This is a genomic window from Bacillus sp. BB51/4 (genome assembly GCF_008368845.1).
GTDB classification, from domain to species: domain Bacteria; phylum Bacillota; class Bacilli; order Bacillales; family Bacillaceae_G; genus Bacillus_A; species Bacillus_A wiedmannii.
The window spans coordinates 1-25,326 of record NZ_QOSC01000026.1 but is presented as its reverse complement, the minus strand read 5'-3'; the positions used below and the strand labels follow the sequence as shown (position 1 = coordinate 25,326).

Here is a 25,326-nt window from a genome sequence, read left to right as displayed (position 1 = left end):
AGACAAAAGTTTACTTTTATTTCCCCTTAAACATTGACTTTTATCTAATTTCATTGATATCATAAAAATAGACAAAAAAGTATACATTCAAATCACTGAAAATAAAGGGATTGAAAAACAGATGGATAAAAAACAACATTTAATTGATGTACAACCAATTCGGAGCATAGAACAGCTTAATGATATGAAATGGTCGCTCAAACGTCATTGTTCAGATCGTGATTACATTTTATTTCTAATTGGTATTAATACGGGGTTACGTGTAAGTGATTTACTTAAAATGGAAACGAGTGACATTTTAAAACTGAAGCGAAAAAAACGGAAAGAATTTAAAGTGAAAGAAGGGAAGACAAAAAAGGAACGTATCATAAATATTACATCCATTTTTGAGGAAGTATTGCCATACGCTGAAGATCTAAAAAGTACCTGGCTATTTCCTTCTAGAAAAGGTGATAAACCCATTAGTAAAATCCAAGCCTATCGACAGTTACAAAAAGCCGGGGATTTTGCCGGAGTTGAATCTTTAGGTACCCATACCATGCGTAAAACATTTGGATATTGGTTTTACAAGCAAACAAAAGATATTGCTATGTTACAAGAAATATTGAATCATAGTACACCACAAATTACACTAAGATACATCGGGATTAATAAGGAAGAAAAAGATAATGTACTTGATACATTCAGCATCTAATTTAAATTAGATGCTTCTTTATTTTCGGAGATATGTTGAAATGATATAGTGCCCCCTGCAAGTAAAAATTTTGTGTATTACCTCCTTTCAATCCAATACAAGTATATTTCTTATTATGATTTTTAGTTTTCGACGAATAAAAATGCCCTATTGTATAAGGGGGACGGAAACGATTAGGGGTTTTAAGGGCCACTCTGGAATTAAATACCACGCTTTAATTTTGATAATTGTATTTGAGAACCTCTAAATCCTTTAAAATCAATAACTTGTGATCTTATCAATAGAGTGTGATTATGCAATTATACATATCCAAATAAAGGGTTAAATGTATAAGTAATACCATTAAATTATTCTATAAGTATTTTTCTAAAATAAAAACTAACCCCTTCTAAATTAATATAGTTATTTTTTCATTGGATTTATTAAGTTGTAATCATTATAATTACTACGATAGAATTCATCATTAATTTTATTGGTATAATATATCCTCACTCATATTAAGTATGTAACTATAAAATTATCGAATACATAAGATAAAATTCTAATATTTACGACAAAATTTTACTATTTACGACAAAATTTTACTATATTCGCAATGGAGTTTAATGTTTTAATAAGGGCATAAGATATTAGTTACATTTTATGACATATAAAATCAAGATTACCTTTGTATATGTCTTTTATGTAACTGCTTAGGGAATACGTTTATAGTAGGCAATATGTACAAATATTTACAAGCTATATTTAGATTCCCACAATATGTATTTTTATAACTGTATATGACAATTAATTGTCGAAAGGTTAGATTTCATATAAATAAAAATTAAACCTTTAAAATTTAGTCCAACTATTTTATCAAAAAACACCAATTAATAGGAGGAGTTACCATGAAAAAAACGTTAATCGCAGGGTTATTAGTTACAGCAGTATCTACAAGTTGCTTCTCACCTGTAAATACTTTTGCAGAAAGTAATACAACTTATTTACAACCAAGTAGTATACTTGGACCCGCTATGGATAGGTTATCAAATTCGATTACGAAATTAGGATCACAGACGCCATTAATTCAAGGATATGGGCTAATCATATTACAGCAACCAGACCTTGATGTAAATACTATATATGGAATAACAACTGATCAAGGTACTGTAAGAAACCATGTTCGAGACTGCCTGGATGTAAATAACCACAAATTATCCGTTGTAAATCAAGACATACAGAGTTTCGGAGTAAGATTTACAAATTATTACAATAAATTAGTTGAACTAGCTGGAAAAATGAATGAAGATTCGGAAGCAAAAGCATTATTTGTACGTATTTTTAATTTACTTCAAGGTGACGTGCAAAAAATTCAGTATAATATGAAAATAACTTCAGAAGACTTAAACGATTCTAAAAACGAATTGGTTGAAGATAGTAATAATTTTTCTAGTAAAGTTAGCAGAGCGTTTGAATCTTATAAGAGTTCAGACGGAGACATTGAAAAATTAAGAACGGAAATGGGACAACTTAATGCAGGCATTCAAGAAGATTTTGAAAAACTTCTAGCTCTACCAAAAGAAAATCTAGACGGCTCTTTAAATATTACAAAGTCGGTTATTAATATTTTGAAAGACGGAGTTAAGGAGAAAACTGTAGACGTGTCTAATTTAGGAGCGATTTATAACCAATATGGACAACTCAAAAATGATAAAGTAACAGAACTGAATAAAGATATTGCTCAGAAGCAACTGAAACTAATTCAATTGGTACAAAATTTATCGAATATTGAAGTGCAAGCAACTCAAATGACACTTATTGAGCAGCAATTAAATAACTTTACAAGAACAGTTAAAAAGCAAACTCAGAGTTTTGACAATCTAGTAAGTAGTTGGGACACCTTTAATAACATAATGATTGAAACGGGGACAAGTCTTAATACTGATGCGAAAATAGATTCTAATTCATTACAAGCACGATTAAAAGAGCTTAAACAGTTTACGGATGAATTGAAAAAACAAACAACGGAATATCAAGAGAGTGTTACAAAAATAAAAGTAACAGTAACAGGATGAAATTTGTAGAATGAAGAACAATAATTCTTAATAATATAATATAATGTAAGGAGAGAAAAATGTGATGAAAAAACCTTATAAAGTAATGGCTTTATCTACATTAATAGCAACAATCGTAGCGGGTGGCATTATGCCATCATATGCCTCGGCAGAGGAACCAGCACCTATTTATGCAAATCAAGACCTTAAATACCCTAGTTATTACCTTGGACCAACAGGGCTTGATCATGCAATGAGGGACACTAAATCCAATATGTTGGTAATGGACCTGTATGCTTTAACTATACTTAAACAAGCAGATATTAATTTGGATGGTTTACCTTCAGTTGGCGATAATTTAAAAACAGACATTAAAGCCAACCAAAATCTTACTAGAGAAAATGCAACATACTGGTTAAATAATTTGAAATCAGGAATAATTACGACGAATCAAAATATTATCAGTTATGATACAAAATTCCAAAATTATTCTCGTTATTTATTACAATATAAAAATGATCCAGTCAAACTAACAGCTTTGCTTACAAAGTTGAATGATGAAATTTCACAGAATAAAGATCAAGTGACCAAATTAGTGAATGATTTGAAAAGCTTTCGCGGCAAATTAGAAAAAGATACACGAAATTTAAAAGGGAATGCTGAAAATATCGTAAATATTTTAACTGGTCAAGAAGCTGGAATTCCACTGTTTCAGCAACAAATCGAAGCAAATAAAGCATTAATTGATGAAAATAACAAAATTTATATTGGATCGTCGGTTGCAACTGCTTTTAGTGTATACTTAATTCTTTCACCTTTTGCGCCTATTGGTGCAGCTGGATTAGGAGGCTCGATATTCGGAGTTGTTTCATCGCAGCAGCAGATAATTAAGGCACAAGAAGAAATTATAAAGCTAACACAAAATATTTCAATGGCGAAACTACAGTCAGCTAGGTTAACGATAGTGCAAGGTGATATTAAAAATTTAACAGATACAATTGATAAAGCTATTGTTTCTCTTGAAAATATAAAGACTGCGTGGGATGGAATGGGAACAAAATATGACGCATTGATTAAGAGTGCTAAAGCTGTTGACCCAGAATTCCTTGCTATGGATATAACAGCAGATCTGGATACAGCGAAGGATCATTGGGAGCAGATTAGAAAGTATGCTGAAAATACTCAAAAGAGTGAGATTTCATTCGTAGAAGAGAAAAAATAATATTACTTCAAGAAATTGCCGAAGTAATGAAAAATATAATATACTGACTTTCCCTTTTGAAGAACACATAATATGAGTCTCCTGTTCAAGTTTGAGCAGGAGATTTCCTATATAGTTATGAAACTTGATAAAGATTATTAAATAAGAAAGTATGAAAACTTCTATTTTAATATGTTATTTTATTTGCAATAATCGTAATTCATTTGAAGTAAAGAATAGAAGCTTATGAATTTAATAAAATATGTGATACATGTGAAAAAGTAGGTGAAAAAGATGAATAAGAATTTATATAAGAAAATTATTTTGTCAACAATCATTACGGGAATGGCAGTGAGTAATGTAATTCCACTTCATACTTTGGCAGCAGAACAAACTGTGTCCCAACAGCAAGAAAGTTTGAAGAACTATTCCCTTGGTCCTGGTGAATTTAAAGAAGTAATGGGAAAAATGGTGGCAAATATCCTTACAATGGATTCATATGCCAATACAATCAGTAATCAACAGCTGACAGATTTAAGTAAAATAAGTTCTATAAATGGTGATTTACAAGCAAACATGATTAAGCATCAACGGGATGCAATAGAGAATGCCGACTTTTGGTTCATGCATTTTAAAACTCGTATTATGTACACGCATCAGAATATTGTAAGTTATAATGATACGTTTCAAGCAAGTTATAAGCTTTTACTAACTGCTATAGAGCAAAAAGATACAGAGAAATTAAAATATGAACTAGAAAATTTGTACAATAGTATTTTGTACAATAGTCAAAAATTAGATGTACTGTTAGAAAAATTGAAAAATTTTCAAGGTGAAATAGCAGAAAATACAAGAAATTTCAAAGAAGATTTCAATCAATTGGAGAATATTCTAGAAAGTACGAACGCTGGTATTCCGCTTCTACAACAACGAATTGAGAATTGTAATAATACAATTAAAGAAAACTATGATAAACGTGGTGGCTATATAGCTTTATCTGTATTTATGCCTCCGATTGGTATACCATTGATTGTCACTGCTGACAAGAATATCGCATCTGCACAACAAGAAATAGAACAATTAAAGTCCAGAATTTCTGGAGCAGAGGCAGAAGTAGTTATTTTGACTGATGCCAAAAATAAAACGGAACATATGGCTGCAACAGTTGGTACAGCTGTTACTGCTCTTGAAAATATAAAGACTCAGTGGGGGACAGTGGAGAAAAAATATAAATCATTGATTGACAGTGTTGACAACATTAGTCTAGACCTGTTTGATGAGATTATAAGAGCAGATCTGGATACAGCGAAGGATAATTGGCAAGACCTTAAAAATTATACGGATAAATTATATGAAGGTGCTAAGATTGCACAAAATGAAGAGATTGTACAAATAGGAGAACCACAAATAGGACAACCGCAAATAGGACCGGATTGCTCCTGAATACATGTAAATAATATTAAGAACATACAACCTTGTATTTGTTGGTAAGGTTGTATGTTTCTTTTATAGAGATGTACTACTTCAGGTACCGTCAATATTTTTGTGTAAATAAAGAATTTCTTTTCTTGCAGAGGAGAGGGTTCTTTATTTTTTATCTTCAAACATAGCTGTTAGTTCTGATTGAGCTTGATCGAAACCTAAGTGACAACGAGTTGTGAAACGCTGATTGTATGTTTCAAATTGTGAAACAAGGAATCTTTCTACCAATTCTTCATTAGGAAATTGTTATTTGCGCTTCTTTCCCCTACTTTTTTCTTGTTATGTAAAAACTATATAGTAAACATGAAATTGAAAAAGTTAGACGGAACATCCTTTTAGAGGCTGAATTTCCCTTCAACTAATTCCTACATAATATAAGTAAAAAAAAGATAAGAACACTATTATTAGTGCAGTTTCAAGATTAGCTTTATATAGGAAACTACAAGACAAAGTATAAGAAAAAACACCCGCCGAAATTGGAGAATTTTTCAGATGTAGTGGGTTATTCTTTGAAGCGTTTCCGTACGTCTTTAATTCACGAAAAAAATGTCGAATTTATGCGAATTTTGTTGTTTTATTTTATTTCTAGTGATAAAATCTTAATTATAGAGAGAGTGGGCACAAACCCCCTTTGGATTTAATTTTCCGAAAATTTAGAATTAATATATTTTTATTATTTGTGCACTTTCCATCTCTACTCTTTCGTTTTTCTATCCTACGGAAAAAAAACGAATTATTATGATTCAAGTCGCTTTTTTTCGTGAAAGTTTTATTTATCATTTTAGATGTAACACGATGAACCGTAACGATAATAACTAGTGGTAAAAAACTATAGAAGAATTTTTTCCTTAATTAAGGATTACCACATTATTAAATGAAATTTGATTTAATAAGTTTCAAAATATATAAATATATTTTGAATTTTGTTATGATTCCATCCGATAATGAAATTCGATAAAGGCAAAATTAGTGAAAGCTAATGGCGCAAAGCTATAGGGACTAAGGTGCATTGCACTATGTTAGCCAGTTGCCGAAAGGTTAGGAAACTACCAAATTTTATTCAGGTTGGCTGTTTAATTCCTCATGCCTTTAGGTGTGGGGAATTATTTTATATAAAGGAAGATAATGCAGCAGTCAAATGTCAAAAACAAAACAAGGGGGACTTATTTTGAAAAAGATTTCATCTTTATTATTAACTATGCCAATTATTTTAGGGAGTGTTGCTACGATTCCGTATACAAAAGTTTCAGCTGCAACGGTGCCATCCAATCAAGAAACATTCAATCTAGAAACATTGAACCAAAAGACAGATCAGGCAATTGCAAATGGTAATTTTGAGGGTCATTTGAGTTATCTCACAGTGTATCTGAATGTAAAAATTGGAAATATCACTGAAGCGGGTTTACAAAATAAGCTTGCAGACCCAGGATTTGCAGCAGCTTTGGCTCAGTGGCAATTGATCTCACAAACAGGTGCTGCAGCAATGAATACATTCGCTAAAAAAGATGCTGAACATCAGAAATTTCTTAGCTGGACTATGAAAAATACAGATGTGATGAATACATACCTTGAAGGTGGCAGCCCCACAGGAAACAATCCTGTAAATGCACTTGAGATATGGAATACAATATGGAATGCGGATGCAGATTCTCACCAAGGATTGTATTTAAAATTAGCTATAGCTACATCGTTAGCTCATGCTGAACCTATAAAATATTGGACAAACAATAAACCTATTAATCCGTTAACGAGGTATCAACATTATAAATCAGCAGATCAAAATAATGAGTTACTTCCTTGCTTTAGAACATATGATGTTTGGCATTTAAGATTAGTAGTGAATACTTGGTCACCTGAAGAAGATTTAACTTGGGCAAGAAATATGATTAATACGGAACATCCAGATCTTAAAAGCCAAGATAAGATAGGAAAAAGTGCATATTTAATTAAATATGAAGAACATAACAAAGATGGAGTTAGCATTCAAGCTGGAAATAATGCATTCTATGGTTTAGGTTGGAATCTTTCTTCCATTTACAGATTTGGCGGGGTATGCGGTAATATTTCAAAGTTTGGTACACAAGTAAGCCAAGCTTTTGGTGTGGCAGCGATGCCTGTTGGACAACCTGGACATTGCGCACTCATATGGAATGACAACCCATCTTCTTGGCATTTAGGAAATGATATATCCGGATGGGGTGAATCAAATCGTCATGATGTCACTGTTATTCCTTGGTCAGATAATAGCCCGAAAAATCAAGTACCGTACATGTTATTATTTGAAGATGCTGCACGTGATTCAGTAAAACTAGATCAATCAGAGCGATTACGCTGGTTAGCGAAAGCGATATCTTTACCAGCTAAGAAAAGTGCAATTTATAAAACAGCTACTAAAATTCTACCAATTAATGTTTTAGTATGGAAAGATTACGTTTCTTTCACGTTACAAAATCAAAATATAACAACAGATGCTATGTGGCAAGAATTAAATAACAGTATAGTTACTGCTTTTGCTAATGAGCCAAGACCTATGATGGATCTTCTTACTCAAATTAGAAGCCATGTTCTGAATACAGGTGATAGAGCTAAGATTCAGCAATATACTTTAAATATATTAAATGCATTCTCCACAATAACGAATGTTAATCAAAAACAAGTAGCTAATAATATAAAAGCCCAAATGCCAAGTTTAGGGTTGTACCTTGCTACTTTTAGCTTTGATGGAGAAAATGCAGGAAAACTAATGGGAATTAAAACTGATACGGAATACAGTATCGATGGGGGAGAAACGTATAAAGCTGCTACAAGCAATGATATGCTTCTTAGTAATGAAGAAATCTCAGCAATCAATTCAACGAATGGTATTTTAACAAGAGTGATTGGAACAAAGCAGCCTTTATTAATTCCTATTGAAAAAGCTGGTAAAGTTAAAGTTTCTTCAAATGATGATGCGAATTTAGTTTTTGGTATAGACGGTACGATGGAATTCAGCATCGATCAAGGTTCGAATTGGACAAAATATAATCCAGCTGCTCCTAATTTACCGGATTTAACGGGAAATGTTACTTTAACAGTTAGAAAGTTTGCTGTTGGTTCAAATCCAGCAAGTGATGCTGTTAACTTAAAGTTTACTGATACTGCTGTAGTAGGATTAATACCGCATACAAGTTTATCGGTTTCAGGTTTCTCAAGTCAACAAAATGCAAAGGGTGATGCTGCTGCAAATGCAGTTGATGGAAACTCTACGACAATGTGGCATACGTTATGGGATGGAAGTGATAAAGCTCCATACATTACGATAAAGCTTAATGAAATTACTAATATATCGCAATTAGCTTATGCTCCCAGACAAGATAGCAATAATAACGGTAACATAACTAGTTATAATATATACACAAGTTTGGATGGAGTTAATTTTACAAAGGTTGCTACTGGAAATTGGGAAAATAATAAACTTACAAAGAATGCAAGTTTCAGTAAAGTAGATGCGCAATATGTAAAGCTTGAAGTGGTATCAGGAAGCGGTGGATTTGCTTCAGCTTCAGAAATAAAATTATATAATAACTAATTGAAAGATGAATGGGGACTGTAGCAAAAGTATTTTATATGTTTGCTACAGTCTTTTTTTTATGTGCTCAAAACAATGATTTATTAACTTTTTTAATTTTACTTACAAAAAGACTAATTATACCGATAGCTAAAAATGAATAACCCATTGGTAGTAAATAGAATGGTTCCACAAGAGTACCATCCGATGCAACTTTAGATCCGATAGTATTATAACTAACTACACACCCTATCCCTAGGATAAATGGTATTAAAGTTAAAATATATTTTTTCATTTTAAAACCTCCGTATGTAAGGATTGTTTGATACAAAATAAGTGATTTATAGGTTAGTAAGGCTGGAGCTACTCCTTTATAAATTATTTAATTATAAAGGATAAAATCCCAGCAATTATGCATGTAATTCCGCCTAATAACTGTCCTATTCCAGTGAGTTTGTCTAAAAATGATTCATATGTTTTCGTACTATATATACCCCATAATACTAAGACTACTCCAAAAAGTATAAATGCTAGTTTTACAATCATCGTATGGTTACCTCTGTATAATATATTTTTTATGTATTTCTTATATTTTTATTATCACATTGAAATAATAGTTAAACTATCTAATATCCTTACATAAAGGTGACAGTTTTGTAAGACTTTATAAGTAAAAATAGGGTATCACCACATCGCCATCAAGCTAAGATTTTGAAGTACCCCCTATTTCTCTCCAGGTCTCTATATGTAAAAAAACTTTGCTACAGAACCTTTTTTCCTTTGTATACATTTTCCCAATCGATTTGGGTTAAGTTATTTCTAGAGGGAATGTAGCAATTTCAATGAGTATATTTTCGTATTACTCTTATCGGATTTTCGAATATGAATTTTTGAAATATATTATATAGTTTATTTCTGAAGGGAAGGGGATTATCAATTGAAACAACATGAAAAAATCCCTAGTTATCCTATGAAATCTTTGAAAGACCTTATTCAATTGTTAAAGAAATCTAAAGATTTCAATGAAATTAAAATCCATTCAGATAAATCACCTATAGTGGTCTCATATTTTCGGACATTAATTGATGTAAATATGTTACAAGAAGATGTTTTACCGTACATAAAAGAAAAACCTTTCGATTCACTACAAGATATTCAAGCTGTTTTACCAATCGGAATTTCAAAAATAACAAAACAAATAGCAGACATCCAGAATGATATTTTAAACGGGTATATACTAATTCAAATGGATAGAGATGTGTCAAGCGGATTGTTAATCAATATATCCAAAAAAGAGGGAAGGGATATTACAACAGCCGAAATTGAATATAATATTGTAGGCCCGCAAATCGCATTTGTTGAAGATTTAGATACAAATTTGAATTTGCTGCGCAGAAAGCTTCCAACGCCGTTTCTCCAAGTAGAAGAATTGAGAGTAGGAGATTTATCTAATACCTCTGTGGCCGTTGTATTTATTGAAGGAATCGCAAACAATCAAAATGTAGAGGAAATCATAAAACGTGTAAGTAAAATAAAAATAGACCACATTCTTGATAGTACTTATTTAACCCAACTGCTTGTTGATAATCCAAGTTCTATTTTTCCACACTTCCTTAATACAGAACGTCCAGATCGTGTAGCTGCTGTTTTGGCTGAAGGAAAGATTGCACTATTTGTAGATGGCTCACCTTTTGCTATTACACTCCCTACGACATTGATTGAATTTTTCACTTCAACAGAAGACTATACGATGCCTTGGGTTTTAGCTTCTTTCTTTCGGTTGTTAAGAATTTTTGCTTTTATATTTTCCGTTTTAACTACGCCCTTATATGTTGCGATATTAACATATCATTACGAGCTTATTCCGAAAGAACTTCTTGAAACATTGGTGATTTCTAGAAGTAAGATACCTTTCCCTCCGATAATCGAAGCATTTTTTTTAGAAATAACTATTGAATTACTGAGAGAAGCAGGGACACGCTTACCAACTAAAGTGGGATTAACCGTAGGTATAGTAGGTGGTATTGTAATTGGACAAGCATCAGTAGAAGCCAGTCTCACAAGTAACGTGCTTATCATTATTGTTGCTCTTTCAGCACTAACATCATTTACAACTCCAATTTATAAAATTGGTATTACAATTCGAGTAATCCGCTTTCCCTTTATAGTAGCAGCACAACTACTAGGGTTACTAGGGATTGTTATAGCAAGCTCTTTTCTTCTAACGCATTTATTACGTACAAAATCGTTAAAACGTCCTTATTTATTCCCGTTTTATCCAACAAGACTGACAGATTGGAAAGACAGTATTATTCGTATGCCAATCTCATCAATGTTTCAGCGACCTTTGTTTTCAAGAACCAAACAGCGCATTCGGTTTAATCCTGAAAACGAAAAGAAAAATAAAATTTCATCACGAAATGACTTTGATGATTGAACAAAACATGGAGGAGCGTTATGAAAAACATTCCAATTGAGTATAAAGTCTCCCCATTTGTTGTGTTTTTTTTAATTTGTACTATGCAAATGGGAGTCGGCATGCTCGGTTTTGAAAGAATTAGTGCAAAGTTAGTAGGAAACGATGCATGGATTAGTACTCTGTTTTTTGGCTTGTCTGTTAACGTCATAATTTGGATTATATATCAAATTTTGAATCGAGGTAATAGTGACATCATCACAATCCAAAAGAATGTCTTTGGAAAATGGATTGGTGGAGTATTCAACCTCATTTTTTTAGTATATCTGTTAATGTTGGGTGCAACAACATTACACACCTATATTGAGGTAGTACATGTTTGGATGTTTCCTTCTATGTCAACGTGGTTTCTTTCAGGGGTTTTTTTGATTTTATGTTACTACATTGTAACAGGAGGATTCCGTGTAGTTGCAGGTATTGGTTTCTTTGGAATTGTCATTCCAAGTATACTGTTTTTTACATTTTTCTATCCTTTGCAATATGCAGATTTTCGAAATCTATTTCCAATATGGCAGCATTCAGTCCAAGAAATTATTAAGGGAATGAAAGGAACTATGTTCAGCTATCTAGGATTTGAAATGTTATTGATGTATTATCCCTTTATTAAAAATGCGCGAACCTCTCAGAGATATGCGCACTACGGGAATTTAGTAACCACTGTCACATACACGTACCTTATGATTTTATCACTCACATTTTTTAGTGAAAAACAACTTTCCAGTGCTATATGGGCATATTTGAGTATGACCAAAATCATCCAACTTCCTTTTATAGAGCGATTTGAGTACATTATAATCTCTGTCTGGGCATTTTTTATATTACCAAATATATCTATGACATTATGGGGAGTAAGCCGTGGCATAAAAGAGACATTGAGGATAAAACAAAAATATGTTTTGCCGTTTCTTATCCTATTTATCTTCATTTTAACATTTTTCTTAAATAATCGTAATCAAATAAATGTATTAAACACTTGGGTAGGCCAAGCTGGCTTTATTTACATATATATGTACCTTCCTATATTGTGGATTATCCAAACCATTCAAATAAAATTAAGGAGATAAAGATGAAAAAGTGGTTATTTTTTCTCATATTAAGTGTCCTCTTAGCAGGGTGTGCTAAAACCAAAATTGTAGATGACATAGGTTTAGTTCAAGTCGTTGCATATGATGTAGAGGATGAGAATAAACTACAGGGAACATTTGCGGTTTCGGCATATAAAGATAGTGGAGAAGGCCAAACAAAAATTTATTCAGCTTCAGGGAAAACTAGTAAAGAAGTACTTGCAAGAGCATCTGAAAAATCCTCTGGTCCTCTAGAATTAGGTCAATTACGCATGATTATATTTGATGAAAAATTAGCTAAAAAGGGGATGAAAGAAATTTTAGAAACCGCGAACAGAATTCCAAATATAGGGAATTCTGTTTATTTAGCGATTACAAATGAAAAAGGAGAATCACTTTTAAAAGGAACTTACTCTAAAGAAAAAGGAGTTTCTACCTATTTATCTTCCTTAATTGAGCAAAATATTAAGAATGGAGTACAGCCAGAAACAAATCTTTATTTATTTTTAAATCAACTTTATGATGATGCGAGAGATTCATATTTGCCTCTAATTTCCAAAAAAGAAAATTCACTAGAGGTAAATGGTGTGGTTTTATTCAAAAGGTATAGGATGGTTGATACGCTCTCATCTAAAGATTTGTTTATATTCAAGTTGTTGACCGATAAATTTCAACATGGAACGTACCAATTCCACCTTCCTGGTTTTTCTGATAATTATGCCACAATAGAAAATATTAGAGCAGGAACAAAATATAAAATGAAGGGAAATAGCCGGAATCCATTCATAGATGCACATATTCAAGTGACAGGTGAAATTCAAGAAATTACAAAAACAAAAAGCTTGGATAATGCCAAAGAAATACGAAAGCTGGAAAAAATAATGGAAAATGAAATAGAACAAAAGGCAACTAAATTAATAAAAAGGTTTATCAATAAGGGTACAGATCCTATAGGTCTTAGAAAATTTGGTAGGACTCAAACAAGAAAGTGGAACGATAAAGAGTGGGAAAACTCCTATAAGCATTTACGTTTTCATGTAACTGCGGATGTGAAAATTACCCAATCTGGTGTGACGGAATAAAAAAGTCAATCAGATAAGGTATGAAAGCTGTTAATAAATGAAACCAGGTGTTATGGGATGAAAAGAGGAAAGCATCTTATGAAAAGTTGAAATACTTAGGTTCTGTTGCAAAGTTTTCTAAACCACGTTACATTTTAGAAAATATGAGTAAGAGCACGATAAGATGAGATATTTTAAAGGAAAACAGTTTAAGAAAGATATCATTTTAATTTCCGTTGGCTATTATTGTCGTTTTTCTTTAAGCTATCGAGATATATCTGAAATCTAGAGAAATCGTGGAATATCAGTTCATCCAACCACTATCATGCGTTGGGTTCATGAATATGGAAACCGGATCTATCAGATTTGGAAGAAGAAAAACAAAAATGTACCATTAGCGTGGAAATTAGATGAGACCTATATAAAGGTGAAAGGAAAATGGTGTTATTTATATCGTGCCATTGAATCTGAAGGAAACACGATTGACTTTTATTTGAGTAAATCTAGAAATCATAAGGCTGCAAAGCGATTCTTCAAGAAAGCTTTGCGGTCTTTTCATGTCTCAAAACCTTGTATCATCATGGTTGATAAGAACCCTGCTTATCCAATCGCTATCGAACAGTTGAAGAAAGAAAAAAGGGTACCAATAGGCATCCAAATCCGAAGGATAAAATATTTAAATAACATAGTAGAACAAGATCATCGTTTTATTAAAAAACGTATACACTCTATGTTGGGATTTAAATCATACAAAACATCAGCCTCTATATTGAGTGGTGTAGAAGCAATGCATATGGTCAAAGAAGAACAAATTGATTTACGGGATTAGTCTGTCTAAAATCAGAATTTTTTCATCAACCAGCTGTTTGCCTTAACTACTTAACGGGTGATTCCATTAGGAATCCTTGATTCTTTTTTATTTAACATCTTTTTGCACCAGAACTAAACTTTATTACATATTAATCATAATAAAAGAAGTATGTATCTAAGGATTATTGTTTTTATTTCACCAAGTAAAGTAATATTTTATCGGAATATTCTCACCTTTATTAAATTTACATGGGTTATAATGTAAATTAGGTGCTGCAGTTATCCAAAGATCTATAAAGATGGAGGTTATATGAATGGTTTCAAAAAACGAGCTAAATCTCAAGCTATTATTAGAAACACAATTATCTTCTCCTATATTTAAACAGGAAGCATATGATATTTATGAAGAATTACGCGCATTTCAACCTGTTTACCCTTTATCTTCGGGGGAACAGAGTCAAAGTTGGCTTATTACGAGATATGAGGATGCAATCTCTTTATTAAAAGATGCAAAATTAATGAAAAATATTGAAAACGTGTTCAGTAACAAAGAAGAAGTAGACGTTCCTATCTCATTAGAGAATAGAGAACTCTTAAGAAATCATATGCTGAATTCAGATCCCCCTGATCATAGCCGTCTACGATCACTTGCTCAAAAGGCATTTACTCCTCAGATGATTTTACAACTTGAAGGCCGAATTCAACATATTGCTGATACTTTATTAAGTAAAGTGGAACATAATCAATCTATAAACCTTGTAAGTGATTATGCTTTCCCCTTACCAATTATGGTAATTAGTGAAATGTTAGGTATTCCTCTTGAAGATCAACATAAATTTAGAGTTTGGTCACAAGCAATTATTGATACTCCACATACGTTAGAAGACATGCAAAAAAACAATCAAAAATTAGGGGAATTTGCCGAATATATACAGCATTTAGTTCATAAAAAAAGAACAAATCCCGCTGATGATTTAATAAGTGCACTCATAAAGGCAGAAAGTGAAGAAACGAAATTAAATTCATCAGAATTATATTCAACAATTACGTTGCTTATCGTTGCCGGACATGAAACAACTGTAAATTTAATTACAAATATGACTTTAGCATTGCTGGAACACCCAATTCAATTACAAAAACTACGTCAAAGCCCTGATTTAATCAATTTAGCAATAGAAGAGGCATTACGATTTTATAGCCCTGTTGAGTTAACTACTTTACGTTGGACAGCAGAACCATTCACATTGCACGGTCAAAATATTCAACCAAAAGATAGGGTTATTATTTCATTAGCATCTGCTAATCGCGATAAAATAATGTTCCCGAATGCTGATGTATTTGATATTACAAGAAAAAACAATCGTCACATCGCTTTCGGTCATGGTAGTCACTTTTGTCTTGGTGCACCACTCGCTCGTTTAGAAGCAAAAATTGCAATTTCTACATTATTACTCCGTATGCCAACTATGCAACTACAAGGCGATAAAGAGCAAGTGAGATGGAAAGAAAACTACTTAATGAGGTCATTAGAAGAATTGCCTCTGAAGTTTTAACTAATATAGCTATCAATAAAAAGGGAGTTTCTTTTCAAAAAGAAGACTCCCTCTTCATGAATGTTTTAATGCTATTGGAATTTTAATAGCGGAGAGAGATTTTTTATTTTACTGGATTTCCATTTTTCTGTTGAATAGATAGAGTGAAGAGGAGAATTAAAGGGAACTTTAAATTGAAGGGGGGAAAACAGTATACCATCACTTTAATCTATTTTCTGAAACCAATGTAGATATGGAAAAAGTAGGACGTGAGCTGGAAGATTTAATTACTAGCAGTAATTTCATGAAAGAAGAATGGTTTGAAAATATAACTGTTACTACTACGTAAAATGTAGCATTCTTACAGCCAGATATATACTTATATTGGTTCTGTTGCAAAATTTATTAAAGAATAGGGTAATCCAGCAAAAGGCTCTATATTTTACGCGATTGTTACTAAATTTCGTAATTCATCATACGTCGAAAAACCGAAATCTGGGTTCAGATTTCGGTTTTGTTTATATAAAGCGTGAACGGTTTCAATGCCTTTCAAGGTTCGTGAAGCATGACGAAGGTTTTGAAATCCTGCGGATTTGGCAAAACGTCTCGTGACATGCCTATGGTCCTGTTCGATAAGGTTGTTCAAATGTTTCACTGTACAATGAGTTGTATTTAAATAAAAACCTTGCTTTTGTAATTTATTCAATGCGCAAAGTAATGCCTGCGCTTTGTCTGTTGTGAGAACTGTTGGTTCTCCAAACGTTTTCACCAGTCTTTTCATAAAGGCATAGGCAGCCTGATAATCCCGTTTTTTACGAAGGTGAATATCCAATGTGTGCCCATCTGTATCTATTGCACGATATAAATAACACCATTTCCCTTTGACTTTTATATAGGTTTCATCTAGCTTCCAAGATAATTGGACGTTTTTATTTTTATTTTTCCAAATTTGATAGATCAGGTTTCCGTATTCATGAACCCAGCGCATGATGGTTGTCGGGTGAACTGAAATTCCACGTTCTATTAAAATTTCAGAGACATCACGATAGCTTAAAGAAAAACGACAGTAGTAGCCTACGGCTACCAAAATAATATCTTTCTTGAACTGTTTCCCTTTAAAATATCGCATTTGTGATTCTCCTTACTCTTTTTTCTAGAGTGTAGTCTCATTTAGAAAACTTTGCAACAGAACCATTTAAAACATGGAAATCTCTTTTTGGTATCAATCGTTGTCACAATATTAAGCGGGAGAGTCTAGAATGTCATCTTTATGGACAATTAATCGCTATTTTTCTTTGTTCTTCCACTATTTTCAAAATGAGACAACTGTTACTACAGAAAAAGCAAAACGAATTAAGTGAATATAAAGCTATTTACATGATTCAAGATCATCTGTATTTAGCGTACGAAGCTCTACAAAAAGGTAACCAAGAAATAACAAAAGTTTTTCTCTATCTTTTTAATCTTTTACAAAAAAACGGACAGAAATCTCACAGGTATGAGAAGAAGACAGTCTTTGATATTCTGGGCATTGTATATGAGTATAGTGGTTTGAGAAGACAAAATAAAGCTGCATAGTTTTTTAAAATAATGCCTATCTAGGTTTATTTGGCATGCACATTTTTAAGATGTACCACTGCTTTAAGCGTATTTTAGTCCTGATGAACGAAATCTCATTTTGTTGCTGTTCTTAAGCTGATGGGCATGACTTCTTTCCCCTACTTTTTTCTTGTTATATAAAAACTATATAGTAAACATGAAATTGAAAAAGTTAGATGGAACATCCTTTTAGAGGCTGAATTTCCCTTCAACTAATTCCTACATAATATAAGTAAAAAAGAGATAAGAACACTATTATTAGTGCAGTATCTCTTTTCGAATATGTATTGCATATCCTATTTGACACTCCCACCCCTAAAGGGGCCAGCTGACTAACGTCAGTGGGATTCTCGCTACCAAAGGCGAAGTCCATTTCTGGTATCGCTGACGTGCAAGATTGCGGTGTGCCATCACCACTCCCACAACAGACCATATAGGTTCGTGGGCTACGGTACTGTGACCATACCGTAAAGATTGTTGGTTCTCAAATATTTTTACGTCTTTTGCATGACGACTTAATACATTTTACGGAGTAGAAGAATTTGCTACCCCAACCTCATATGTATTCTGTTTTCAGAGAACAGTCGTTTTAGAGTCTTTTGCATGACTATGAATAAAATATACCATGTTTTGCTACGCAAAAACGATACTTTCATCCCACGTCTAAAGACGGACTAAAGTCCTGCGTGGGCTTTCCCGTATCGTAAATTCTGTAAAATTACCACATATTTTACTGGGACTTACAGATTGCTCTTCAACAAAAATTATACCTCATTTTTTGTGAAAATAGACTCCATCTTTTCGGCGTACAACGAATTACAGAATATATTAACGGTTTCATAAAATTGGACCTCAATTTTCTCATATCTTTATGTGTTACAAAAATTTGCAGCAGAACCTCATTTTTCGCTTTACTGATTTCAAACTTTTTTAGTTGATAAACGTGAGACTACTATTTTAGTAAGTCGACAAAAAATGTCGGAAAATAGCTAAATTTGTCTAATTTTGATTGCTATACGACCTGTTCGATGTTAAATTCTTAGTAATAAGAAAAAAGGAAACGGGTTCGTTCCATTCCCATATCCTACCTTTCGTAATTATTTAGTATGAACACGGATGGAGATTTCTTTCTTCAGGTATGTTTTATATTTATCAAACTATAGGAAGATTTACGAGCACTTATTTCTTAATTTTCAAAAAATGAAACCGACAGGAAATTGAAATCAATTACATTCATTCAGCGAAAGGACTTTAATGGAACGAATTGAAAAGGAAAGGATGATTTATATGCAGAAAAGGAAGCATTATATGTTTCAAAAACCGATGAAAGTACTTGCGACATCTGCTATTTTGACAACTACACTATTTACACCTACTATAACAAATAGCTTAACAGTTCAAGCTGAAACAGTTGCTGCACAGACTACAAACCAATATGAACAGAGGGATTTTGAACTTCCGGGTACAGGAAGTTTTAGTAGTGAAGCAAAAAGAGAAAGAAGAAGTGAGCAAAAAACATATATGCCAACAGGAATCTATGTAAAACCGAATGAACAAATTACGATTGAAGTATCGGGAACGCAAAAGGTTAGAGCGATTATTGGGACGCATCAATATGATAAACAATGGGGAAAAGAAGTTGATCTTTCTCCTGGTTCTAATACCATCTCCTCTCCAAACGGTGGTTTATTAGGATTTGATAACCCACAAGATACAGGAACAGTTAAGGTGAAAGTAACACAAGGCGGAAGCCCTGTTCCATTCTTTGAACTAGGGAAGCATACGAGAGAAGACTGGATTACGATGATGAACAAGTATCCAGATGCACATGCGGTACAATTGAAATCGGAAAAAGCAGTACTTACTGTCACTCGTGATAGTGCCCAGAAATATATTGTGGATCAAGATCCTGTTCCTCTATTAGAAAAATATGATGAAATGATTCGAGCACAAGATAAGATATCAGGATTATCTGAAACAGACCCGAATCCTTTACATCGTTCGACTCGACGCATTTGGGCTTTTGTAGAAAATCCTAACAAACCAGATTGGGGCATGTATGCCTCTCTTGATGGAGCCGTATTTACTACTGCTGGTAATGCAATCGAAAGTGCTTTAGATGTAAATAAATTTGGATGGGGACAAATGCATGAGGCGGGACATGCAAGACAACAATACCCATGGATTTGGAATGATCTAAGAGGTATGACGGAAGTAACTGTTAATCTATATTCTTTAGCTGCACAAAAGCAATTATTCCCGAATCAACCAACACGTTTAGAAAAATCGGGGGATTACGATAGAGCCTTTACATATATAAAACAAACAGATAAAGACTATAAAAATATTAATGACTTGTTTGTGAAACTTGTTATGCTTTGGCAACTTAATCTAGCATATGGTGAAGATTTTTATCCAAATCTTCACAAACTATATCGAGAGTTACCAGAGAATCAACTTCCAAAAACGGATGAAGATAAAATACAAGCATTTATTTACAATACATCAAAAGTAGCGAAACAAAATTTACTTCCATTTTTTGATCAATGGGGACTGAAAGCATCACAAGAAACACGGCAAAAAATAGAAGCTTTGAACTATCCGATATTAACCGCTCCTATTTGGGAAGCAACTGATTCTAAACCTGTAATTGTAGAAGAAAACGGAGAAACTTCAGATATGGAACCGAAATTAACAGTACCTGCTGGAGCAACAATGAATGTAGGTGATCAATTCGACCCAATGTCAGGAGTGTCTGCTACTGATAAAGAAGACGGAGATCTTACTTCTAAAGTAACAGTTGACGGTAAAGTAGATACTACTAAACCGGGAACGTATGTTTTAACTTACACAGTTAAAGACTCTAAAGGTCATAAAGTAACTGCAAAACAAACAGTAACGGTTAAAGAGAAAGAAGAAACAAAAGATGAAGCACCAGTACTAAAAGTACCTTCAGAAACGACAATTACTGAAGGAGATAAATTCGATCCAATGAAAGATGTAAGTTCTACGGATAAAGAAGATGGTGACATTACGTCGGAAGTAAAATATGAAGGTAATGTAGATACAAATACACCTGGCACTTACACGATTACATACACAGTTAAAGATTCTGCAGGTCATTTGGCAACTCAAACACAAACTATAACAGTTAAAGAAAAACCTGCTGAAGACAATGAGCCAGAGTTAACAGTACCGGAGGAAACAGTATTAACAGTTGGTGATCAATTCGACCCAATGAGTGGAGTTAAAGCTATCGATAAAGAAGATGGTGATATCACTTCTAAAGTAACATATAGCGGAGACCAAGGTACTGATAAAGAGGATACTTACAAAATCAAGTATGTTGTGGAGGATTCTAAAGGTCATCGAATAATTAAATTACGTACTGTAATTGTTAAAGCGGCAGAAAAACCTTCGGAAGACCAAGCTCCGGTGTTAAAAGTACCATTTACAACTACGTTCCATGTAGGAGATACGTTTGACCCAATGTCAGGAGTGTCTGCTACCGATAAAGAAGATGGCAATTTAACAAGCAAAGTCAAATATAAAGGTAATGTAGGTACTACTAAACCGGGTAAATACATTGTAGAGTATTCGGTTGTCGATTCTCAAGGGGTTAATGCAACAGCTACACAGACTGTAATTGTAGAAGAAAGCGGAGAAACTCCAGATATGGAACCGAAATTAACAGTACCTGTTGGAGCAACAATGAATGTAGGTGATCAATTCGGCACAATGTCAGGAGTGTCTGCTACTGATAAAGAAGACGGAGATCTTACTTCTAAAGTAACAGTTGACGGTAAAGTAGATACTACTAAACCGGGTACGTATGTTTTAACTTACACAGTTAAAGATTCTGCAGGTCATTTGGCAACTCAAACACAAACTGTAACAGTTAAAGAAGAAGAAAAAGAAAAACGTGTTGAAATTCAAGGTCCTGAGTTAACTGTACCTTCAGAAACTACAGTAACAGTTGGAGATAAATTCGATCCAATGTCTGGGGTTAAAGCTATTGATAAAGAAGATGGCGATATTACTGATAAAGTAATACAATTTGGTGAAGTAGATACATCTAAAACTGGTACTTACGAAGTAAAATTCCTTGTTCGTGACTCCGGTGGTAATGAGGTAACTACAATACAAAAAGTGGTTGTGAAAGATAAAGACAATGGTAATAACAATACCAACAACGGTAATGGTGCTGATAATGGCAGTACTGGTACTAACAACAGCAATGGCTCTGATACTGGTAACAGTAATATCTCAAACAATAGTACTTCTGATAAAAAAGAAGATACATATAAAGAGCTTCCCAAAACGGGTGCAAGTACAAATAACAGTGCAGCATTGGGCATATTGATGGTTCTTGCAGGTATGGTAATTACTTTTGGTCGCAAATTTAAAAAGGTACTAAAATAATTGTGACTAAGTGCAGTGAATAAAAAGGCATCTTCAAATAATGAAGATGTCTTTTTATTAATTTCAGGTAGGAAAGGAATCTTGGTAAGTATGAGCTATTTCATTAAAATGGAAGAAATTTATCCAAAGTGGAAAAATAGAGAAATAACAGGGGTACAATTTATCGTTTCCTGACAGAATACTCCTTCCTCAAGCGTGTGAAGGGCGTTAGCCCAACGGTAGGTGGGAGATGAATGCCAGTATTTTGTATACTGTAGATGTCCTATAACAAAGCGAGGTGCAACCTATGTTAGTAAATAAAGCATATAAATTTCGTATCTATCCAAATAAGAAACAAGAAATAGTAATTGCTAAAACGATTGGTTGCAGTCGGTTTGTATAGCCAGAAATCATGAGTATATAACTTTTTTCCCTTCGATTATCTATGCTTTAAAGGTCTAAAGAAAAATCTAAAATCTTCATTTTCTTTTCAAACAAGGGTAATCTCGCCACACCTTCTTCAATTAACTCTTTGATGCAAATTTCTGTTTTTGATCCGTTTTTTACAGTGAAAATCTTCATTGCCATATACATTCTCATTTGTTATCTTTTTGTTACCTTCAAATGAGTCATCTATATGTTAAAATATTTATATTCCTCCTAATCAATTTATCCGATTAGGCGAGCCCTAAAGAGCCCCTATCTCCTTAGGGCTCTTTTCATTAAACCTATCATTCTATCTCATTTCTTTTCTCTATAAAGCAAATAGAACTCTTATGATAAAACTTCGTACGCTTACATACCCACAGATCATTGTCATCCTCAACATCATTGGCCAAGAATATTTCCACTTTCGCAATCTCTTTAAGTTCTTCTAGATATACCCTCCAAAAAATTACTAATCCTAACAAAGGTAATATTGCTGAAAATATCATTAATTTGGTTCTGCTGTAGTTACAATAGCTCTAACTCGAATATGAAATATCCTTAGGCAGTTCTCATATGGGGGCATTCTCAACGTGACATATAATAATTTCACGTACCGTATTTATTAATAAACAAATCAAAGATCTTCACCAAGGGATTCTTTCCTTCTTTTGAATTGAATATGTAACGATAGTTCTATATTCTTGTTTTGGTATCAATAGGATGCGTGTCTATGCAAAATCATAAAAAAGTGAATGGCCAGATCCGTCAAACAAATAAAAAATAAAGTATTAATATTCCTACCTATTGTTGAAGGAAGCTTAAAAAAGAAGTTGTCTCTAAAAAATCGTTTTTCAACGAATTTTTGAGACAACTTCTTTTCTCATATATTGTATTAGTAAACACATATTGCAAGTTAAATTTGAGAATAAAATAGAATTATGAATGTTATTATTTTGTAGAATTTCCTACATACGCTGAAATATCAACATTTAATGCTTCCGCTAGGCGCATACCATACTCGCGGTCTGCGCGGAAGAAATTGCAAATTGCAAGTAGTTTCGTTTGCTCATTCACATCTTTTAAATCGCTTGTTAAGTTTGCGATTAAATTATCTTGTTCCTCTTTAGAGAATGAACGGTAACGCTCACCAGCTTGCTGGAAGTCGTTTGGTTTATCAATTTTTTCACGAGATACATAGCCTTCAAGTTTCATATTCGAATCACAGTAAGCTGAATCTTCAACAGGATTTTCAGCATGACGACTTGGCTCGTAGTTAATTGTTGATGGGTTTTGATTGATTTGCATTGCACCATCACGTTGTTGATTACGAACAGCTGCGTATGGGCAGTTTACAGGGATTTGTAAATAGTTTGCACCAAGGCGGTAACGCTGTGTATCTGGGTAAGAGAATAAACGACCTTGTAATAGTTTATCTTCAGATGGTTCAATACCAGGTACAGTTGCACTTGGCGTAAATGCCGCTTGCTCTACTTCCGCAAAGAAGTTTTGTGGGTTGCGATTTAAAGTCATTGTCCCTACTTCAATTAATGGGAAGAGATCTTCTGACCATACTTTTGTTGGATCTAATGGATCGAACTCTAAAGAATCCATTTCATCTAATTGCATAACCTGTACGTGTAGATCCCATTTTGGATAGTTTCCTTTTTCAATCGCTTCGAATAAATCACGAGTCGCATGGTTGAAATCTTTACCTTGCACTTCTTCCACTTCTTTTGCACTTAAATTGCGGACATCTTGCTGTGGTTTCCAATGATATTTAATGTAAACAATTTTCCCTTCCGCATTAATCCATTTAAATGAATGTACGCCGAAACCTTCCATTTCACGATAGTTTGCCGGTGTACCATAATCAGAAAATACCCATGTCAGCATATGTGTAGATTCTGGAGTTAACGTCATGAAATCCCAGTAACGATCTGGTGTTTGGATATTTGTATCAGGTGCTGGCTTTAAAGAATGCACCATGTCAGGGAATTTAATTGCATCACGAATGAAGAAAACAGGTAAATGGTTACCTACGATATCGTAGTTTCCTTCTTCTGTATAAAATTTAACAGCGAATCCGCGTGGATCACGAGCTGTTTCTGGAGAACCTTGACCATGAATAACCGTTGAGAAACGAACGAATACAGGTGTTTCAGTTCCTTCATTTTGTAAAAATGCTGCTTTCGTATATTGCTTCATACTGTTTTTTGTTACGAACATACCATGAGCACCTGCACCACGTGCATGTACAACACGCTCTGGAATACGTTCACGATCAAAATGAGCAAGCTTTTCTATTAAATGATAATCTTCTAATAATACTGGTCCACGTTGACCAGCTGTACGAGAATTTTGGTTATCTCCTACAGGAGAACCTTGATTTGTTGTTAAGCGATTATTCGGATTCATAAAGGGGAACCTCCTATTTATATTCAATAATAATTATTTTATTGTAAATATTATAATTTAATATATATTTAGTTTTATTACTTGTCAATAATTTAAAATCGTTTTTTTCATTTTTTGAGATAGGGTCCGCGAAACAATCCATAAATATATCTTGTATATTTAGCATAGCCAGTCTAAAATACTCTGCAATAAATCCAATTGGACAATAAACAAAAGAGTCATAACCTACTTTATATATAAACCTCTCGTCAAGTCTTGTACATCTGATCAAATCCATGAATCTGGTGTATTCCCTACACTTCGCTAACCAATTAGTAATCTTCTAAACTTGAGCATACTAATCACACATCTTTTCTGGAATTTTAGTTTCCTTATATTTCCGGATGTTAATCCGTAATGAGCATTCGTTCACCATCTGTAGGATTATTTAAAAATCCCTCTTTTGATAACTATATGTTCAATTAAGTAATTATTACACATTATGTAGTATATCTATTAAGTTGTAATCATTATAAAATGATAATTTCTAAAAGTAAATATTTTGTCGAAAAATTTCATTAAAAATCCAATATCAATTCTTTT

Annotated in this window: 14 protein-coding genes, 4 pseudogenes and 1 riboswitch; of the genes and pseudogenes, 13 read left to right on the top strand and 5 right to left on the bottom strand. The window is 33.2% G+C overall.

Annotated elements, in window-relative coordinates:
* Positions 1 to 121 precede the first annotated feature (121 nt).
* From DN392_RS27655 to nheC, 4 genes are all read left to right on the top strand, one after another.
* Complete coding sequence (locus DN392_RS27655) at positions 122 to 694, top strand: tyrosine-type recombinase/integrase (protein WP_149238162.1); 573 nt, start codon at positions 122 to 124, stop codon at positions 692 to 694.
* Between the two features lie 887 nt (positions 695 to 1,581).
* Complete coding sequence (gene nheA / locus DN392_RS27650) at positions 1,582 to 2,748, top strand: non-hemolytic enterotoxin subunit A (RefSeq protein ID WP_149238161.1); 1,167 nt, start codon at positions 1,582 to 1,584, stop codon at positions 2,746 to 2,748.
* 64 nt (positions 2,749 to 2,812) lie between these two features.
* The gene (gene nheB / locus DN392_RS27645) at positions 2,813 to 3,949 is read left to right on the top strand and encodes a non-hemolytic enterotoxin subunit B (RefSeq protein ID WP_149238174.1); all 1,137 of its coding nucleotides are present in this window, start codon (positions 2,813 to 2,815) and stop codon (positions 3,947 to 3,949) included.
* Between the two features lie 273 nt (positions 3,950 to 4,222).
* Positions 4,223 to 5,371 (top strand): non-hemolytic enterotoxin subunit C, encoded by a 1,149-nt coding sequence (nheC, locus tag DN392_RS27640; RefSeq protein WP_149238160.1) that lies wholly within the window; start codon positions 4,223 to 4,225, stop codon positions 5,369 to 5,371.
* A gap of 144 nt (positions 5,372 to 5,515) precedes the next feature.
* On the opposite strand, the pseudogene DN392_RS27635 reads toward nheC, so the two are convergent.
* Positions 5,516 to 5,656, bottom strand: a pseudogene (locus DN392_RS27635) (IS256 family transposase); the annotation flags it as partial.
* Between the two features lie 703 nt (positions 5,657 to 6,359).
* Positions 6,360 to 6,445: riboswitch (cyclic di-GMP riboswitch) on the top strand.
* A gap of 133 nt (positions 6,446 to 6,578) precedes the next feature.
* Here DN392_RS27635 and DN392_RS27630 point away from each other — a divergent pair.
* Complete coding sequence (locus DN392_RS27630) at positions 6,579 to 8,978, top strand: discoidin domain-containing protein (RefSeq protein ID WP_179955929.1); 2,400 nt, start codon at positions 6,579 to 6,581, stop codon at positions 8,976 to 8,978.
* A 67-nt stretch (positions 8,979 to 9,045) separates the two neighbouring features.
* Here the strand turns inward: DN392_RS27630 and DN392_RS27625 are convergent, their stop codons facing one another.
* Complete coding sequence (locus DN392_RS27625; protein WP_000760018.1) at positions 9,046 to 9,252, bottom strand: DUF3955 domain-containing protein; 207 nt, start codon at positions 9,250 to 9,252, stop codon at positions 9,046 to 9,048.
* A 642-nt stretch (positions 9,253 to 9,894) separates the two neighbouring features.
* Here DN392_RS27625 and DN392_RS27620 point away from each other — a divergent pair.
* The 5 genes and pseudogenes from DN392_RS27620 to DN392_RS27600 all read left to right on the top strand — a co-directional run bounded on the left by DN392_RS27620 (position 9,895) and on the right by DN392_RS27600 (position 15,921).
* The gene (locus tag DN392_RS27620; protein WP_149238158.1) at positions 9,895 to 11,394 is read left to right on the top strand and encodes a spore germination protein; all 1,500 of its coding nucleotides are present in this window, start codon (positions 9,895 to 9,897) and stop codon (positions 11,392 to 11,394) included.
* A 20-nt stretch (positions 11,395 to 11,414) separates the two neighbouring features.
* Positions 11,415 to 12,497 carry a GerAB/ArcD/ProY family transporter gene (locus DN392_RS27615; RefSeq protein WP_149238157.1) on the top strand — a complete coding sequence of 361 codons (1,083 nt, stop codon included), beginning with the start codon at positions 11,415 to 11,417 and terminating at the stop codon, positions 12,495 to 12,497.
* Positions 12,498 to 12,499: 2 nt separating this feature from the next.
* A complete protein-coding gene (locus tag DN392_RS27610) occupies positions 12,500 to 13,579 on the top strand; it encodes a Ger(x)C family spore germination protein (protein ID WP_149238156.1) in 1,080 nt (359 codons plus the stop codon).
* 163 nt (positions 13,580 to 13,742) lie between these two features.
* Positions 13,743 to 14,387, top strand: a pseudogene (locus tag DN392_RS27605) (IS6 family transposase).
* A 295-nt stretch (positions 14,388 to 14,682) separates the two neighbouring features.
* Positions 14,683 to 15,921, top strand: a complete 1,239-nt coding sequence (locus tag DN392_RS27600; protein ID WP_000253789.1) for a cytochrome P450 family protein — start codon at positions 14,683 to 14,685, stop codon at positions 15,919 to 15,921.
* Between the two features lie 421 nt (positions 15,922 to 16,342).
* Here DN392_RS27600 and DN392_RS27595 read toward each other — a convergent pair whose 3' ends face one another.
* Positions 16,343 to 17,029 carry an IS6 family transposase gene (locus DN392_RS27595; RefSeq protein WP_149238155.1) on the bottom strand — a complete coding sequence of 229 codons (687 nt, stop codon included), beginning with the start codon at positions 17,027 to 17,029 and terminating at the stop codon, positions 16,343 to 16,345.
* Positions 17,030 to 17,094: 65 nt separating this feature from the next.
* On the opposite strand from DN392_RS27595, the pseudogene DN392_RS27590 reads away from it, so the two are divergent.
* The 3 genes and pseudogenes from DN392_RS27590 to DN392_RS27575 all read left to right on the top strand — a co-directional run.
* A pseudogene (locus DN392_RS27590) lies at positions 17,095 to 17,478 on the top strand (IS4 family transposase); the annotation flags it as partial.
* A 1,308-nt stretch (positions 17,479 to 18,786) separates the two neighbouring features.
* On the top strand, positions 18,787 to 21,921 hold the full coding sequence (locus DN392_RS27580) for an immunoglobulin-like domain-containing protein (RefSeq protein WP_370512831.1): 3,135 nt from the start codon (positions 18,787 to 18,789) through the stop codon (positions 21,919 to 21,921).
* 286 nt (positions 21,922 to 22,207) lie between these two features.
* A pseudogene (locus tag DN392_RS27575) lies at positions 22,208 to 22,300 on the top strand (helix-turn-helix domain-containing protein); the annotation flags it as partial.
* A 50-nt stretch (positions 22,301 to 22,350) separates the two neighbouring features.
* Here the strand turns inward: DN392_RS27575 and DN392_RS30550 are convergent.
* Complete coding sequence (locus DN392_RS30550; protein ID WP_002162343.1) at positions 22,351 to 22,488, bottom strand: hypothetical protein; 138 nt, start codon at positions 22,486 to 22,488, stop codon at positions 22,351 to 22,353.
* 789 nt (positions 22,489 to 23,277) lie between these two features.
* Complete coding sequence (locus DN392_RS27565) at positions 23,278 to 24,744, bottom strand: catalase (RefSeq protein ID WP_116349226.1); 1,467 nt, start codon at positions 24,742 to 24,744, stop codon at positions 23,278 to 23,280.
* Positions 24,745 to 25,326 lie beyond the last annotated feature (582 nt).

Bases quoted from the DNA above. Each gene is read 5' to 3' on its own strand.
- DN392_RS27655 (WP_149238162.1), top strand. From the start codon at position 122: ATGGATAAAAAACAACATTTAATTGATGTACAACCAATTCGGAGCATA.
- nheA (WP_149238161.1), top strand. From the start codon at position 1,582: ATGAAAAAAACGTTAATCGCAGGGTTATTAGTTACAGCAGTATCTACA.
- nheB (WP_149238174.1), top strand. From the start codon at position 2,813: ATGAAAAAACCTTATAAAGTAATGGCTTTATCTACATTAATAGCAACA.
- nheC (WP_149238160.1), top strand. From the start codon at position 4,223: ATGAATAAGAATTTATATAAGAAAATTATTTTGTCAACAATCATTACG.
- DN392_RS27625 (WP_000760018.1), bottom strand. From the start codon at position 9,252: ATGAAAAAATATATTTTAACTTTAATACCATTTATCCTAGGGATAGGG.
- DN392_RS27615 (WP_149238157.1), top strand. From the start codon at position 11,415: ATGAAAAACATTCCAATTGAGTATAAAGTCTCCCCATTTGTTGTGTTT.
- DN392_RS27610 (WP_149238156.1), top strand. From the start codon at position 12,500: ATGAAAAAGTGGTTATTTTTTCTCATATTAAGTGTCCTCTTAGCAGGG.
- DN392_RS27600 (WP_000253789.1), top strand. From the start codon at position 14,683: ATGGTTTCAAAAAACGAGCTAAATCTCAAGCTATTATTAGAAACACAA.
- DN392_RS27595 (WP_149238155.1), bottom strand. From the start codon at position 17,029: ATGCGATATTTTAAAGGGAAACAGTTCAAGAAAGATATTATTTTGGTA.
- DN392_RS27580 (WP_370512831.1), top strand. From the start codon at position 18,787: ATGCAGAAAAGGAAGCATTATATGTTTCAAAAACCGATGAAAGTACTT.
- DN392_RS30550 (WP_002162343.1), bottom strand. From the start codon at position 22,488: ATGGCAATGAAGATTTTCACTGTAAAAAACGGATCAAAAACAGAAATT.
- DN392_RS27565 (WP_116349226.1), bottom strand. From the start codon at position 24,744: ATGAATCCGAATAATCGCTTAACAACAAATCAAGGTTCTCCTGTAGGA.